General features: G+C 49.2%; 17 protein-coding genes. 13 read left to right on the top strand and 4 right to left on the bottom strand.

Annotation, left to right across the window (positions count from 1 at the left end; all coding sequences use genetic code 11):
- The coding region (locus AC07U6_RS21515; RefSeq protein WP_494764844.1) for a GMC oxidoreductase at positions 1 to 468 on the top strand (468 nt) is incomplete at its 5' end.
- A 62-nt stretch (positions 469 to 530) separates the two neighbouring features.
- Here the strand turns inward: AC07U6_RS21515 and AC07U6_RS21510 are convergent.
- Positions 531 to 1718 (bottom strand): aminotransferase-like domain-containing protein, encoded by a 1188-nt coding sequence (locus AC07U6_RS21510; protein ID WP_494762514.1) that lies wholly within the window; start codon positions 1716 to 1718, stop codon positions 531 to 533.
- Between the two features lie 135 nt (positions 1719 to 1853).
- Positions 1854 to 3002: an aminotransferase gene (locus tag AC07U6_RS21505; protein WP_494762513.1), complete on the bottom strand. Its 1149-nt coding sequence runs from the start codon at positions 3000 to 3002 to the stop codon at positions 1854 to 1856.
- Positions 3003 to 3408: 406 nt separating this feature from the next.
- On the opposite strand from AC07U6_RS21505, the gene AC07U6_RS21500 reads away from it, so the two are divergent.
- Positions 3409 to 4035 carry a helix-turn-helix transcriptional regulator gene (locus AC07U6_RS21500; protein ID WP_494762512.1) on the top strand — a complete coding sequence of 209 codons (627 nt, stop codon included), beginning with the start codon at positions 3409 to 3411 and terminating at the stop codon, positions 4033 to 4035.
- A 96-nt stretch (positions 4036 to 4131) separates the two neighbouring features.
- On the opposite strand, the gene AC07U6_RS21495 is transcribed toward AC07U6_RS21500, so the two are convergent.
- Positions 4132 to 4275, bottom strand: a complete 144-nt coding sequence (locus AC07U6_RS21495; RefSeq protein ID WP_494762511.1) for a hypothetical protein — start codon at positions 4273 to 4275, stop codon at positions 4132 to 4134.
- A 32-nt stretch (positions 4276 to 4307) separates the two neighbouring features.
- A complete protein-coding gene (locus tag AC07U6_RS21490; RefSeq protein ID WP_494762510.1) occupies positions 4308 to 5141 on the bottom strand; it encodes an IclR family transcriptional regulator domain-containing protein in 834 nt (277 codons plus the stop codon).
- A 207-nt stretch (positions 5142 to 5348) separates the two neighbouring features.
- Between AC07U6_RS21490 and AC07U6_RS21485 the strand changes: the two genes are divergently transcribed.
- From AC07U6_RS21485 to benD, 11 genes are all read left to right on the top strand, one after another.
- On the top strand, positions 5349 to 6035 hold the full coding sequence (locus tag AC07U6_RS21485; RefSeq protein WP_494762509.1) for a 3-oxoacid CoA-transferase subunit A: 687 nt from the start codon (positions 5349 to 5351) through the stop codon (positions 6033 to 6035).
- Between the two features lie 13 nt (positions 6036 to 6048).
- On the top strand, positions 6049 to 6711 hold the full coding sequence (locus AC07U6_RS21480; RefSeq protein ID WP_494762508.1) for a 3-oxoacid CoA-transferase subunit B: 663 nt from the start codon (positions 6049 to 6051) through the stop codon (positions 6709 to 6711).
- On the top strand, positions 6704 to 7909 hold the full coding sequence (gene pcaF, locus AC07U6_RS21475; RefSeq protein WP_494762507.1) for a 3-oxoadipyl-CoA thiolase: 1206 nt from the start codon (positions 6704 to 6706) through the stop codon (positions 7907 to 7909). The genes AC07U6_RS21480 and pcaF overlap by 8 nt, the downstream gene beginning before the upstream one ends.
- Positions 7910 to 7921: 12 nt before the next feature.
- Positions 7922 to 8674, top strand: coding sequence for a 3-oxoadipate enol-lactonase (gene pcaD / locus AC07U6_RS21470; RefSeq protein WP_494762506.1), 753 nt, complete (start codon positions 7922 to 7924; stop codon positions 8672 to 8674).
- 11 nt (positions 8675 to 8685) lie between these two features.
- Positions 8686 to 9801, top strand: a complete 1116-nt coding sequence (locus AC07U6_RS21465; protein WP_494762505.1) for a muconate cycloisomerase family protein — start codon at positions 8686 to 8688, stop codon at positions 9799 to 9801.
- 89 nt (positions 9802 to 9890) lie between these two features.
- Positions 9891 to 10181, top strand: coding sequence for a muconolactone Delta-isomerase (catC, locus tag AC07U6_RS21460; protein ID WP_494762504.1), 291 nt, complete (start codon positions 9891 to 9893; stop codon positions 10179 to 10181).
- Between the two features lie 30 nt (positions 10182 to 10211).
- Entirely contained in the window at positions 10212 to 11138 is a 927-nt protein-coding gene (gene catA / locus AC07U6_RS21455; protein WP_494762503.1) for a catechol 1,2-dioxygenase, read from the top strand.
- A 183-nt stretch (positions 11139 to 11321) separates the two neighbouring features.
- A complete protein-coding gene (locus AC07U6_RS21450; RefSeq protein ID WP_494762502.1) occupies positions 11322 to 12686 on the top strand; it encodes a Rieske 2Fe-2S domain-containing protein in 1365 nt (454 codons plus the stop codon).
- Positions 12686 to 13174: a benzoate 1,2-dioxygenase small subunit gene (gene benB / locus AC07U6_RS21445; RefSeq protein WP_494762501.1), complete on the top strand. Its 489-nt coding sequence runs from the start codon at positions 12686 to 12688 to the stop codon at positions 13172 to 13174. The genes AC07U6_RS21450 and benB overlap by 1 nt, the downstream gene beginning before the upstream one ends.
- A 9-nt stretch (positions 13175 to 13183) precedes the next feature.
- On the top strand, positions 13184 to 14209 hold the full coding sequence (gene benC, locus AC07U6_RS21440; protein WP_494762500.1) for a benzoate 1,2-dioxygenase electron transfer component BenC: 1026 nt from the start codon (positions 13184 to 13186) through the stop codon (positions 14207 to 14209).
- A gap of 1 nt (position 14210) precedes the next feature.
- Entirely contained in the window at positions 14211 to 14999 is a 789-nt protein-coding gene (gene benD / locus AC07U6_RS21435) for a benzoate diol dehydrogenase BenD (RefSeq protein ID WP_494762499.1), read from the top strand.
- Positions 15000 to 15211: the final 212 nt, after the last annotated feature.

Below are 15211 nucleotides of genomic sequence, written 5' to 3'. Positions count from 1 at the left end.
CCACGCCAGCATCCGAGCATTCTGTTTAACTACATGGCAGATGAAGAGGACTGGATTGAATTCCGCGCGGCAATCCGTATCACCCGTGAGATTATCAATCAGCCTGCGCTGGATGCCTTCCGTGGCAAAAAGATCAGCCCCGGTGACACGTACCAGACGGACGAAGAGCTGGATGAGTTTGTGCGCAATCACGGCGAAACGACGTATCACCCGTGCGGCACCTGTAAAATGGGCAACGATGAGATGGCGGTTGTTGACGGCGAAGGCCGCGTCCACGGTCTGAGCGGGCTGCGCGTGGTGGATACCTCGATCATGCCGCTGATCATTACGGGTAACCTGAATGCCACTACTATTATGATCGGCGAAAAGATTGCCGACCGTATTCGTGGCCGCGCGCCGCTGCCGCGCAGTACCGCTGACTATTACGTCGCGGGCGATGCCCCGGTGCGCGGTAAACCACAGCGCTAAACACCGTCGGTTAAGGTGAAAGAGAAAAGCCCTTTACGGATAAAGGGCCTTTTTATGGGGGGTTAGCAAGGCAGTGAGGCTTTCAGTCTTCTTGCCGCTTCCGCCAGATTGCTTTCAGACACCGTCGCGTAAGACAGGCGCAGCGTGGCAGTGTCAGGGCGATCACAGTAGAAGAACTCGCCCGGCACGTACACTACGCCGTTACTCAGCGTCGTCTTCAGCCATTCGGTAGTGTTAAACGCCTCATTGAAGGTTGCCCACAGGAACATGCCGCCCTGGGGACGGTGGAAATGAATGCGATCGCCCAGCTCCGTCTGCAGCGCCTCCACCAGTGCGTCACACTTCTGCTTATACGCCTGTCTGATCAGCGCAATCTGCGGCTGCAGACGCCCACTTTCCAGATAGTGGCGGGTCAAGGCCTGGGACAATGAGCTGGTATGTAGATCGGTAGCCTGCTTCAGAATCACCACCTGCTGCTTCACCCATGCCGGAACCACAATCCAGCCCACACGTGCACCCGGAGCCAGAATTTTTGAAAACGTTGAGGTGTAGATCACCCGATCGTCCGCGCCGATCTCCTGCGCGTGAGACTTCAAGGTACGGAATTTTTCGCTGGAGAAGTTAATTTCGCTGTAGGGATCGTCTTCTATAATCAGGAAGTCGTAGCGGCTGGCCAGCTCTACCAGTTGCTTGCGGCGCATGTCAGAGAGCGTGACGCCGCCTGGATTGCCAAAGGTAGGGACAATATAAACTGCTTTGATCGACGTCTGCCTGACCAGCTCTTCCAGTTCGTCAACGATCATGCCTTCACCATCGGTACCCACCGACTTCAGCTGCGCTTCCGCCAGCTGGAACACCTGCAGCGCCGCCAGATAGGTTGGCCGTTCCACCACCACCACGTCGCCGGGGTTGATAATCGCCCGCGCCAGAATATCTAACGACTGCTGAGAACCGGAAGTGATCACCACATCATCAGAGGTACTGCGAATGCCGCGCTCGGCCAGAATCTGGCAGATGCCCTCACGCAGGGCCAATTCACCTTCACTCAGGCCGTACTGAAACGCATTGTGACTGTCGTAAGTCAGCACACGATCCATCGCGATTTTCAGCCCCTCCTGATCAAACAATTCAGGGTTAGGAATGCCCCCACCCAGTGAGATAACGCCTTCCATTTTGCTGTGCTTGAGTAGCTCGCGAATTGCTGATGACTGAAGATCTTTAACTCTGTTGGCCAACTTCTGCGACATCATAAAACTCACCCTTTTTTATTTTACCCCTGAATTCATACCACAACGCCCTCAGACTGATAATCACTTTTCGCTTAACTGTGCTCAGGCGGTAATTTATTGTGCAGAATTCATGATCGGCACTCTGCGAAATGCCACTTAGCCGGGTTCTGTGCCTTTAAGTTCGGCAGCCAGCTCTTTAAGATAGCGGCTGACCAGCTGCAGTCCCTGGCTCATCACCTGATTATTATTGGCAAAACCGATACGTACATAGCCTTCCATATCCATCGCCTCACCGGGGGTGAACATCACGCCATAGCGCTCCAGCAGCCCGATGCAGAATGCCCGCGAGCTTATTGGCAACGCATACTTCAATAACGCCGTGGTCCCTGCCTGAGGCTTAACGTAGCTGATAAGCGGCTCAGCGTGGACCCATTCCTCCAGCAGCTGCAGATTGTCCCGCAGTATTTTCTGATTGCGGCTGAGGATCTTATCGCGATGTTCAAGCGCAATAGTGGCGAAGAAGTCGTCCAGCACGCCAACGCTGACGGTATTGTAGTCGCGGTGGATTTCTACCGCTTTCAGCAGCGATTCCGGCCCGGCAATCCAGCCGAGGCGCAGGCCCGCCAGCGAATAGGTTTTCGACATGCTGGCCGTGCTGATGCCTTTTTCATACAGGTCGGCCACTGCGGCGGTATAGCCATCTCCCACCTGATTAGTGCCACGATACACCTCATCACACAGCAGCCAGGCACCAGCCTCCCGCGCCACCACGACGATTTCGCGCAGCAGGGATTCATCCATCAGCGCGCCGGTAGGATTATTGGGGTTATTGATGGCAATCAGCCGGATTTTACCATCAATCAGGGACTTCAGCTCGGCTACATCGGGCAGGAAGCCGTTTTCTTCGCGCAGCGGCAGGATCTTCACCTCCGCCCCCAGGCTGGCCGGAATTGAGTAGTGCTGCTGGTAGGTCGGCAGCACGGAGATCACCGTATCACCCGGCTCCACCAGCGTCTGGTAAATCAGCGCGTTGGCACCAATGGCGCCGTGCGCGATCAGGATATTCTCTGCTGACTGGCTGCGGTACTGCATCGAAATGGCCCGGCGCAACCGTTCTGACCCGGTGATATGGCCATAGGTCATTTTGATTTGCAGCATCTCTTCCAGTATTTCTGTGGTTCTGCCCGACATCGCCAGCAGTTGCTGCATAGTCAGTGATTCAACGCAGGTTTCTGCCAGATTGTATTCGCAGTGGTTTTCCCACTCGTTCATCCACTGCTCAACACCAAACGGTCTGATTTTCATTTCATTTTCCTATTCTCTGAGGTAAGTCAACAGTGCGATAGCGATATCTTCCAGACCCAGCCCAGGGGAGCGGAAAAACACGTGACGGGAGTCGTTGGGCTTGCCGCACGCCTGCGCCACCAGCTCCGGCAGATAATCGGGAATAAAAGTGAACTCAAAAGTACATTATGCACTTTTTGTTTACAACGGAGTTCTGATTTATTTATAGCAGACGAACAGAAGCCACTCAGCCAGCGGCAAAAATCGGCTATGATGGACAGCCCCTGGAGCTCAGGGGTGCGGGGTAAAGCGCACCTGCCCGCGATGGGGGCTTTAATCGTACGTTCGACAATGATTTCCCCCGCCGGGCATCGTGCCTGAGCGTTCACGCCTGACCAGAACCGGCGCCGTCTATGAGGACAGGTATTTGACAAACGTATCATCCGCGCACAACGCCGCATTCCCGCTACTGAAATCCGTAGCGGATGGCATCGCTGCGCTGTTCTTTCCCAGCGTTGAAGTGGTTATTCATGACGTGGCGGCAGGCAAGGTCGCTTATATCGCCAATAATCTGTCGCGGCGAAATATTGGCGATGACGCCGGGCTGGAGGAGCTGCAGGTCGAGTCGCTGGCTTCGGTGACCGGCCCTTATGAAAAGCTGAACTGGGACGGGAAGAAAATGCGTTCCGTCACCATCGCGGCGGGAGAGGCGCCCGACCCTGGCTATCTGCTGTGCATTAACTTCAGCACCGCACCCTTTGAAGACGCGCGCAATGCTCTTGAACTGTTTTTATCCGTTACCCGCCTACAGCCCCAGCCGGAACAGCTGTTTCGCGATGACTGGCAGGAGAAAATCAACACCTTCCTGCACGAATGGATACGCCGGGAGAACACCTCACTCGGCGCACTGACCCGCAGCCAGAAGAAAGATCTGGTGCTGGATCTGCATAAAGAAGGGGCATTTCGGGCAAAAAATTCGGCAGATTATATCGCCAGCGTGCTCTCACTTGGCCGCACCACCGTTTATAAATACCTGCGTGAGATTAAAAACTGATTGGCCTGCTGCGGTGAAACAGCCCGGCATCGTTTCCCCGCCGGACTGCTCCGTACTGAATTAACTACCGCCCTGGTCGGGTTTTATTACACTATTTTAGGATATTTCTAATGCGAGATTGAAAAGAACCTGCCGCAGGCAGGCCTGAGCAATAGCGGGATCCTGATCATCCGCCAGCACCTTTTCTACCAGACGATCCAGCAGCAAGTCATACGCCATCAGGTTCAATGTGCCCGTCAAAGTGTTAAACTCCACCAGACAGGCAGACTCGGTCAGAGCAGCAATGCAAGTTCCATAGCAGCCCGCTGCAGTTTAGGTAAGAGTTTTTCATGTAACTCAGTAACCGTCATGTGCGAAGCGTTAATTCCGACATTCATTGCTGCAACAACACCAGATTTACGCGAATACATCGGCACAGCCATCGACCGCAGCCCCACTTCGAGTTGCTGATCGTTTATTGCATATCCCTGGGCCTTAACTTTAATTAACATATCCCTTAATTGTTGCTCATCGGTAAGGGTAAATTCAGTGAATGCCTCAAGCTTTACCCTTGAAAAATATGCATTCAATTCATCCTGGCTTAGCTCACTTAATAAAACCATGCCCATTGAGGTTGCATAAGCTGGTAGCCTGCTGCCACGCCCCAGATCGATAGTCATAATGCGCTTCATCGAAGCGCGAGCAATATACAAAATATTATCACCGTCAAGCGTGGCTACAGAGCACGACTCATCAATTTGTTTGCTTAGATAATCCAGCGCATTCTGAGCCTGTCTGGCAAGCTCCGAAGAGTTTAAATAAGCATGCCCTATAGTCAGTACACGAGGCAGTAAATGATAATGTCTGTTATCAGGAGAATAGACAAATCCCAACGCACTTAATGTATACAGGCAGCGGCGCACGACAGCACGGTGTAACCCTGTTTTCAGACTCAATTGAGCCACAGACATAGCATGAAATTGTGGGCTAAAAGCCTGCAACACCACCAGTCCTCGTGCCAGCGAGGCCATAAAATTAGGATCTCCCTTATATTTGTCATTTGCCAACTCACTAATTTCCCGCACTCTTAACAACTCGATATCACTATGCTTTGTTACTTCATTCATTATTTACTCCCTATTTTTCAAAATAATTTAATTTAAAAACCACTGTGCTCTTAAAGAACGTCTCTTTTTATTCAACATACCTCACAATTTTAACATGCCATTAGCCATTGCTCCGATAATCGCACAAAGTAGTGATATTCGCACTTGCTGTGTACTTACCCTTTCTCTAAGTTAAATGCACATACCGATTGATAGGACAAAAGATTCATGATCAATAAAGTGCTCAATTCAACAGATGACGCTGTGCAGGATATTCACGATGGCGCAACATTAATGATCGGTGGCTTTGGTCCTGCGGGTCAGCCTGCTGAGCTTTTAGAGGCATTAATTCGACGTCGCCCTAAGAACCTGACTGTAATCAGTAATAACGCCGGCAATGGGGATTACGGGCTTGCGGCGTTGTTAAAAGCAGGATGTGTCAGCAAGATTATTTGCTCATTTCCACGCCAGACAGACTCTTGGGTATTTGACGAGCTATATCGCCAAAAAAAAATAGTGCTGGAGCTGGTTCCACAAGGAAATTTGGTCGCACGAATTCAGGCAGGAGGGGCGGGTATAGCAGCGGTTTACACCCCAACAGGATTCGGTACCCAGCTTGTTAAGGGAAAGGAAACCCGGGAATTCGATGGCAAATATTACGTACTTGAAACGGCGCTGAAAGCGGATTTTTCATTGATTAAAGCCTCCGTCGCTGACCGTTGGGGCAACCTTATTTTCAATAAAACCAGCAGAAACTTTGGCCCTATCATGGCCGCCGCCAGCCGATGCACCCTGGCACAGGTTGACATGATCGCTGAGTTAGGCAGCTTAGATCCTGAAGCTGTCATCACGCCGGGTATTTTTGTTAAACGTGTAGTCACTGTCGAATCACACCCCGTTCGCCTTTCAGCATAAGGAGTTTTATGTCATGGCATTGACTCATCACCAACTGGCGCAGCGTATTGCGTTGGATATTACCGAAGGCGCTTACGTTAATTTAGGGATTGGCCTTCCAACATTAATTGCCAACTATCTACCCGCTGATAAAGAAATTCTGTTACACAGCGAAAATGGTATTTTAGGCATGGGCCCAGCTCCCGAAGAAAAAGATATTGATCCCAATTTGATTAATGCGGGTAAACAACCCGTTACCCTGCTCCCTGGCGGTTGTTATTTTCACCACGGTGACTCCTTTGCCATGATGCGTGGCGGGCACCTGGATGTTTGTGTATTAGGCGCTTATCAGGTATCGGCAAAGGGCGATTTAGCAAACTGGAGCACGGGTGCACCTGACGCTATTCCGGCTGTAGGCGGGGCAATGGACCTGGCGATTGGTGCCAAAAAAGTGCTTGTCATGACCGATCATCTGACCAAAAAAGGCCAGTGCAAAATTGTAGAACACTGTACTTATCCGTTAACCGGCATAGCCTGTATTGACCGTATTTATACCGATATGGCCATTATGGATATTACTCCCTCCGGTATTGTGGTGAGAGAACTGTTTGGTGATATCACAGCAGAATATCTACAGGAAGTGACACCCGTTAAGTTGCAATTTGCTCTTGATAAACAGGGAGTTTCCCATGTCTGAAGCCTACCTTTGCTACAGCACCCGCACTCCATTTGGCCGGCTTAATGGTAGTTTGGCTGCTGTCCGGGCCGATGATCTTGCTGCTATTCCGCTACGGGCGCTGATAAGTCATAACCCTCAACTGGATCTGGATGCAGTGGATGATGTGTTATTGGGATGTGCCAATCAGGCAGGCGAAGATAATCGCAACGTTGCTCGTATGGCCGCGCTGCTTGCTGGGATGCCCTCTGGCGTACCTGGCTGTACACTCAACCGCCTGTGTGGCTCAAGTCTTGATGCTGTGGCAACAGCTGCCCGGGCGGTGAAAAGCGGTGAATGTGACCTGATTATTGCTGGTGGTGTCGAAAGCATGTCGCGAGCACCCTATGTCATGGGCAAGGCAGAAACGGCTTTTAGCCGGGCAATGAAAATTGAAGATACGACGATGGGTTGGCGCTTTATCAATCCTGCAATGAAAGCATTGTACGGCGTAGAGTCTATGCCGCAAACCGCTGAAAATCTTGCGCGAAAATACGCCATTAGTCGTGAAGATCAAGATGCTTTCGCACTACGCAGTCAACAACGTACTGCCGCAGCCCAACTTAATGGTTTTTACGATAATCAAATCACTACCGTCACGCTACCAGCCAGAAAAAATGAAACGCCGGTGGTTTTCCAGCGTGACGAACATCCGCGTATGACCTCGTTGGAATTGCTTAGCCGTCTGAAACCGGTGGTCAGTGAAGAAGGGACGATCACCGCCGGTAATGCCTCTGGTCTAAATGACGGTGCCTGCGCAATGTTAATCGCCAGCACCAGGGCATTGAGTCGTCACGATTTGCAACCTGTAGCACGTATCGTTTCAAGTGCCTGCAGCGGCATAGAGCCCAGTATCATGGGATTTGGTCCGGTGGGCGCTATTCAACTTGTGCTGGCAAAGACCGGCTTGACTCTGCAGCAGATGGATGTCATCGAACTCAATGAAGCCTTTGCCGCCCAGGCTTTGAGCGTTACACGGGCATTGGGGTTGCCGGATGATGCTGAATGGGTCAATCCCAATGGCGGTGCGATTGCCCTTGGCCATCCTCTTGGCGCTTCAGGCGGACGGTTGGTTATGAACGCAGCATATCAGCTACACAAAATTCAGGGGAGATATGCACTTTGTACTATGTGCATTGGCGTCGGCCAGGGTATCGCATTAATTCTTGAAAAAGTTTGAGGGGAGATAAGGATGAATTTGGAATATCGCCTTGACGGACCAGCCAATGCCCCTGTGTTGGTCTTATCAAACTCATTAGGTACGACCTGGACCATGTGGGATGCCCAGTTTACCAGCTTGATCAGACATTTCCGGGTACTGCGTTATAACACACGTGGGCATGGCAACTCACCGATAACCAGTCATCCGCTTTCACTGGCAACGCTGGGTAAAGATGTCATTGATCTGATGGATCATCTCAGCATCGGGAAAGCCAGCTTTTGCGGTATTTCCATGGGTGGTATGACAGGAATGTGGCTTAACAGTCACCATCCCAACCGTTTCGGGCAGTTTGTGGTCGCTAATACCGCAGCAAAAATAGGCAACGCTGAGATGTGGTTAGGCAGAGCCGATTTGGTGCAGACCAAAGGGATGGACCCGGTAGCCCGGGGAGCAGCCTTCCGCTGGTTTACTGAGGATTATATTGCTGCGCACCCCGGTATTGTTGACGCGCTAATTGATGGCATGAAAGAGCTCGATCCGCCTGGCTACGCCGCCTGCTGTAACGCGCTGGCCCATGCTGATTTGCGAGAAGAGGTCGCGACTATGGAACGTCCTATGCTGGTTATTGCTGGTGAATTCGACGAGGTGACGACACCCGCCGATGCGCAATGGATAACGCAACATGCGCGTAATGCGCGGTTTTGCGAGCTTCCAGCATCACATTTATCAAACATTGCCTGCCCTGTTTTATTCAGTCGCCAGGTTATTGATTTTCTGACTTGAGGAGCATCCCAATGTCTTTAACGATTGACACCATTGCATGCTGGTTAGTAGATATTCCGACCATCAGACCACATAAACTTTCAATGGTCACAATGGGTTGCCAGACATTAACCATTGTGAAAATGACTTTCTCCAATGGTATTACGGGCTGGGGAGAAGCAACCACGATTGGAGGACTGAGCTATGGTCCGGAAAGTCCGGAAGCAATAAAATCGGCTATAGATAATTATCTGGCCCCTACCGTTCTTCATCAGGAAATATCCGGTGTGGAAGCCCTGACAAAAATGATGAACTACGCGGTGAAAGGTAATACTTTTGCTAAATCTGCGCTGGAAACGGCATTCCTTGATGCTCAGGGTAAGATGCTGAATGTACCTGTCAGCACATTACTCGGTGGGGCATTAGCCACAGAACTTCCGGTGCTGTGGACGCTGGCAAGTGGCAGCACTGAAAAAGATTTTAACGAAGGGCATCGGCTGGTTGCCGAAGGCCGCCATAATACCTTCAAGTTGAAAATTGGAGCCAAAACGCCTAAAGAAGATATTGCGCACGCACTGGCAATTAAATCCGCTCTCGGCGATAACATAATGGTACAGGTGGATGTTAATCAGGCCTGGGACATGAATACCGCACTGCGTGCTATTCCTCAGTTATACCAAGGGGGGATCAGCCTGATTGAACAACCAATCCCGCTCTACGATCACAGAAATCTTATTTCCCTGAGCCAGCGTGTAGAGGCCACTATTCTGGCTGATGAAGCCGTTTCGGACAGCCATTCCGGTTTTGCACTCGCTAATGGCGGGTTCACAGGTGCCATCTCACTTAAAATTGCTAAGGCAGGCGGACCAGCTCAGGCTATCAAACTTGCTCGCGTCGCACAGGCGGCTGGAATTTCACTGTACGGCGGTACGATGTTGGAAGGTACTCTGGGTACAGTAAGTGCATTACATGCCTGGTCAACGCTTGAGATGACCAGCGGTACTGAAATGTTTGGTCCGTTACTGCTAAAAGACGACATTGTCGTTCAGCCACTTAATTATCGGAACAATCATGTCTTACTACCTCAGGGAGCCGGGCTGGGTATTGAAATTGACCAGGATAAACTTCACCATTACGCAAGAAAATAATTTTCAACCTTGAAACACTTCCTTATAAGAAATTAACATCAGTATGGCAGGAAATATCCATCATATATTGATTACTAATGAGGCTAAAAATGTTATTTAAAGTCGAAATGATCGTAAACATCCCTGACTCTTTACCTAAAGATCAGGCAAACGAAATAAAGGAGAGAGAAAAAAGATATTCTCAAAAATTGCAAAAAGAAGGCAAATGGCGTCACATTTGGCGCATTGCCGGGAAATATGAAAATGTTAGTATTTTTGACGTCAGGGATAACGCTGAACTTCATGAAATATTAACAGGACTGCCGTTATATCCTTATATGAGCATGTGTATACAGCCTTTGTGTCGACATCCTTCCTCTATTCACGAAAACGATAATTAGCATCAAACCACCCTACAAAAGGACTTAACTATGTCAAAGAATATAATTAATCCAGCTGAACTGGAAAAGCTTCTTAATATAAGCTGTGGGATGAACAACAAAGAAGGCGCCCCACGCTTCAAGCAGATCCTACACCGTTTACTCGGTGATATTTTCCGTACCATTGATCATTTCGATGTTACTGATGAAGAATTTTGGCAGGCCATTAATTACATCAATGTATTAGGTGAACACAAAGAGGTCGCATTACTGGCAGCCGGTTTAGGTCTGGAACGCTTTCTTGATATGCGAGCTGATGAAAAAGAGAAAGCAGCCAAACTGCATGGCGGAACACCGCGTACCATTGAAGGTCCTTTATACGTAGCCAACGCACCCATCAGCGAAGGTTTCGCCCGTATGGATGATGGCACAGACGATGGTGAACCCATGTGGCTGTATGGTCAGGTGACCGATACACTTAATAATCCTGTTGCAGGTGCTATTGTTGATATCTGGCATGCCAACACTCTGGGTAACTATTCTTTTTTCGACCGTTCTCAGTCGGAATATAATCTTCGCCGCCGTATTAAAACCGATAAAGATGGCTGTTATGCCGCAAAAAGCATTCTGCCTTCGGGTTATGGCTGCCCACCTGATGGACCAACTCAGGCATTATTAAATCACGTAGGTCGTCACGGTAATCGCCCTGCACACATTCACTTTTTTGTTTCCTGCCCAGGCTACAAACACTTAACTACGCAGATTAATCTTAATGGCGATAAGTATTTATGGGACGACTTTGCATTCGCCACACGCGAAGAGTTAATTTCCAACCCAGTAAAAATAAATAACGCCGAGATTGCTCGAGAACGCGATATTTCTGAATCTCATACAGAAATAAAATTCGACTTCAAACTTTCTCCAACAAAAAGTAACTCAGAGGAAACAAGGGGAAAACGAGCGCGCGCATTAGAGTAAGGTTATTGACATAAAAATAACTACCACCGTCAAGCTAAAGAATATATTGACTATGCTTACTCCCCCAGTTACTGGGGTTTTTTACAAGTTCCTGGGGATTTATCATTCCTTTATTTTTTAATTGCTAAATTTTTAAAGTATAAATCAACATTAACTTTGAAAAAATATAAAAGAGGAATAGTTATGAGCGAAATTATCTCACGGCGTGCCCGCACGCTTGAAGAAAAGTTAAATGATGCATTGGTGGTCGATAAGGAAAGAGGCATTTATAAATGTCATCGTAGCATTTTCACTGATGCCGAGCTTTTTGAACTGGAAATGGAGCATATATTTGAGGGAAACTGGGTATTCCTCGCTCATGAAAGCCAAATCGCTAATCCCGGTGATTATTATACCTTAACAATTGGTCGCCAGCCGGTGATGCTTACCCGTGACAAAACCGGTGAACTCAATGCCGTTATCAACAGCTGCTCTCACCGTGGCGCTATGCTTGCCACACGTAAAACCGGTAATAAAAGCTCATTTACCTGCCCTTTCCACGGATGGACCTTCAGTAATAGTGGCAAATTACTGAAAGCGAAGGATGAAAAAACTGGAGGCTATCCCCCTTGTTTCAAAAAGGAAGGTTCACACGATCTTAAAAAATTACCCCGTTTTGCCAACTATAGAGGTTTCCTTTTCGGTAGCCTTAAAGATGATGTTTGCGAGTTAGATAAATGGCTAGGTGATACTCGTAAGATAATTGATCTTATTGTGGATTCTTCTGAGAACGGGCTTGAAGTCTTGCCCGGCTCCTCCAGTTATACCTATGAGGGAAACTGGAAATTACAAATGGAAAATGGTGCCGATGGTTATCATGTCAGCGTCGTGCACTGGAACTATGCTTCCACCATGTCACGCCGTAATTATGAGGCAAACGCCACACATACTGTTGATGCCAACGGCTGGTCGAAAAGCATCGGGGGAGTTTACGGTTTTGAGAATGGGCACATGCTGCTGTGGACCCGTGTGCTGAACCCGGAGGTCAGGCCGATTTTCAAACACCGTGACAGACTTACCGGGCAATTTGGAAAAACACAAGCAGACTTGATGGTTAATGAAACCCGTAACCTTTGCCTGTATCCAAATTTATACCTGATGGATCAGTTTTCAACCCAGTTACGTATCGTTCGGCCTATTGCCGTAGACAAAAGCGAAGTCACTATCTTCTGCTTCGGCCCCAAAGGGGAAAGTGACGAAGATCGGGCACTGCGAATTCGGCAATATGAAGATTTCTTCAACGTAAGTGGTATGGGGACCCCCGATGACTTGGAAGAATTCCGCGCCTGTCAGGCTGGTTATAATGCGAAAAACCTGCCATGGAGTGATATGAGCCGTGGTGCAACTCGCTGGCTGGAAGGCGCTGACCAGAATGCCGAGCAGATGGGCATCTCACCACTGTTGACCGGTACGGTCTCAGAGGATGAGGCACTCTATATTACTCACCATCATCATTGGCAAAAAACATTACTCAAAGCCATCGGTCAGGGCAACAAGGAGGTTAAATAATGTCTTCTATTCAACGTCAAATCGAACAATTTCTGTTTCGTGAGGCGCGCTTGCTGGACGATCGCGACTGGGATGCCTGGATCGAGTGCTATCACCCGAAAAGTGAATACTGGATGCCCGCATGGGGGGACGACGATTACCTGACAACTAATCCACAGCGAGAAATTTCGCTCATCTATTACGCTACCCGTGATGGTCTGGAGGATCGTGTCTATCGAATCAAGACTGAGCGTTCAGCGGCCAGTACGCCCGAACCGCGTACCACACACTTACTCAGTAATATTGAAGTGCTGACACAGGATGGTCCCCGGATCGAAGTTCGCTATAACTGGTGCACCTTTAGTCATCGTTATAAACATACCGATCACTTTTTTGGCCACAATGAGTGTACGTTGATCAAGCAGGGAGAAGACTTCCAGATCACACGTAAGAAAATTCAACTTAACAATGATTATATCAATCATGTTATTGATATTTATCATTTATAGAGGTGAATAATGACTAATATCGTCGCACTCAACTTTGAAGATGGCGTCACTCGTTTTATCGAATGTAATGAAAATGAAACAGTCCTTGATGCCGCCTATCGACAGAAGATCAATTTACCCATGGATTGCTCCGATGGTGTTTGCGGTACCTGCAAATGTCGCTGTGAATCGGGCCAATACGATCTCGGCAACGAGTACCTTGAAGATGCTCTTTCCACTCAAGAAGCTGAAAGTAGGCAAGTACTGACCTGTCAAATGATACCGAGCTCCAACTGTGTGATCTCGGTTCCTCTTTCTTCACAGATGTGTAAAACAGGCAGCGGAACCTATACGGCTGAGGTTGTCAGTTCAGAGGCTTTATCTGACAGCGCTATCGAATTGACTTTATCACTTACCAGTCATCCCGGTATTGCATTCCTGAGCGGCCAGTATATCAATATTCAGCTACCGGACAGCGAAGACACGCGTGCTTACTCTTTTAGCTCCTTACCCGGCGAAAAAACCTTATCATTCCTGATCCGTAACTTGCCCAATGGTCGCATGAGCAACTATCTGACTAAACAGGTAAAACCGGGCGATATTTTGCAACTTACCGGCCCACAGGGCAGCTTTTACCTGCGCGAGGTCACGCGCCCTGTTCTGATGCTGGCCGGCGGAACCGGCCTCGCACCGTTCCTGTCGATGCTGCAACATCTAAAAGGCATGCAGTTCAATCACCCCATACATCTTATTTACGGCGTTTCTCGCGACATTGATAGTGTCAAAATCGACCAGCTTGAAGAGGCGGCCCGGCTGCTCCCACAGTTCAGCTATACCGTATGTATCGTCGATCCTGAATCTGCTGCCCCCCATAAAGGCTATGTGACTGACCACATAAAACCGATTCACCTTAATCAAGGTGATGTTGATGTTTACCTGTGCGGTCCTCCACCAATGGTTGATGCCGTCATGGCATTTTTAAAATCAAAATCTATCACTCCGGTAAATTTCTACTATGAGAAATTTACCCCGCAGGTCGTAAAGGAGAGTGTGTGATATGGGACATCAACGATTTCATGATCGCGTCATGGTGATTACCGGCGCAGCGCAGGGTATTGGCAAGGCTGTTGCCGAGCGCGCGGCAGCTGAAGGAGCCAGACTGGTTCTGATTGACCGCTCGGAATGGGTTGATGTTCTGGCACAAACTCTGCGAGAAACAGGTCACGATGTATTGCCTCTTCGTGCTGACCTGGAAGACTGGGATAGCACATACCAGGCTTTCGAAGAGGCATATCAACACTACGGCCAGGTAGATATTCTGATTAACAACGTGGGTGGCACCATCTGGGCCCGCCCCTTCGCCGAATACTCTCCTCATCAAATCGATGCCGAAATACGCCGTTCTTTATACCCAACTTTATGGGGATGCCGTGCGGTGTTGCCGTATATGCTCAAAGTACAAAAAGGGGTGATCGTCAATGTTTCGTCGGTGGCAACCCGGGGCATTCACCGCGTACCCTATTCTGCGGCCAAGGGCGGCGTCAATGCCCTGACCCAATCGCTGGCATTCGAATACTCCAGCTCAGGTATCAGGATCAATGCCACTGCACCAGGTGGTACTGAAGCACCGCCCAGATTGACGCCACGCAATCTGACTCAGGAACCCCCTACGGCAGAGGAAAAAGCCTGGTATCAGGGCGTGGTTGATCAAACCTGCGAGACAAGTTTGATGCACCGTTATGGCACGGTGGATGAACAGGCGGCTGCGATTCTCTTCCTTGCCAGCGATGATGCCAGCTATATTACAGGAACCGTGTTACCCGTAGCCGGAGGGGATCTGGGATAGCACACCATTTACCCGACTGATATCAAAAGGATCTATGACGAAGATCCTGCTGCCATGGATGGCGGCCCTACATGTATGTGATGTAATCGATTGCTGATAATGCGTTCAGTCTGTAGGACATATGCTTTTCAATGAAGGAACTGATGACTTTTTCGTGGGTTTCGATGGAATGTGAGAAAGTCGGTTACTTTATGGACGAAAAAAAGTTGCAG

It is taken from the genome of Erwinia sp. GW821-FHT03D09 (assembly GCF_059420805.1).
This window is presented reverse-complemented; position numbering and strand designations above follow the sequence as displayed.

What these genes read in the sequence shown, in the direction of transcription:
- benD (WP_494762499.1), top strand. Translation starts at nt 14,211, where the DNA reads ATGGGACATCAACGATTTCATGATCGCGTCATGGTGATTACCGGCGCA.
- pcaF (WP_494762507.1), top strand. Translation starts at nt 6,704, where the DNA reads ATGTCTGAAGCCTACCTTTGCTACAGCACCCGCACTCCATTTGGCCGG.
- AC07U6_RS21490 (WP_494762510.1), bottom strand. Translation starts at nt 5,141, where the DNA reads ATGAATGAAGTAACAAAGCATAGTGATATCGAGTTGTTAAGAGTGCGG.
- AC07U6_RS21450 (WP_494762502.1), top strand. Translation starts at nt 11,322, where the DNA reads ATGAGCGAAATTATCTCACGGCGTGCCCGCACGCTTGAAGAAAAGTTA.
- catC (WP_494762504.1), top strand. Translation starts at nt 9,891, where the DNA reads ATGTTATTTAAAGTCGAAATGATCGTAAACATCCCTGACTCTTTACCT.
- benC (WP_494762500.1), top strand. Translation starts at nt 13,184, where the DNA reads ATGACTAATATCGTCGCACTCAACTTTGAAGATGGCGTCACTCGTTTT.
- catA (WP_494762503.1), top strand. Translation starts at nt 10,212, where the DNA reads ATGTCAAAGAATATAATTAATCCAGCTGAACTGGAAAAGCTTCTTAAT.
- pcaD (WP_494762506.1), top strand. Translation starts at nt 7,922, where the DNA reads ATGAATTTGGAATATCGCCTTGACGGACCAGCCAATGCCCCTGTGTTG.
- AC07U6_RS21480 (WP_494762508.1), top strand. Translation starts at nt 6,049, where the DNA reads ATGGCATTGACTCATCACCAACTGGCGCAGCGTATTGCGTTGGATATT.
- AC07U6_RS21510 (WP_494762514.1), bottom strand. Translation starts at nt 1,718, where the DNA reads ATGATGTCGCAGAAGTTGGCCAACAGAGTTAAAGATCTTCAGTCATCA.
- benB (WP_494762501.1), top strand. Translation starts at nt 12,686, where the DNA reads ATGTCTTCTATTCAACGTCAAATCGAACAATTTCTGTTTCGTGAGGCG.
- AC07U6_RS21485 (WP_494762509.1), top strand. Translation starts at nt 5,349, where the DNA reads ATGATCAATAAAGTGCTCAATTCAACAGATGACGCTGTGCAGGATATT.
- AC07U6_RS21465 (WP_494762505.1), top strand. Translation starts at nt 8,686, where the DNA reads ATGTCTTTAACGATTGACACCATTGCATGCTGGTTAGTAGATATTCCG.
- AC07U6_RS21505 (WP_494762513.1), bottom strand. Translation starts at nt 3,002, where the DNA reads ATGAAAATCAGACCGTTTGGTGTTGAGCAGTGGATGAACGAGTGGGAA.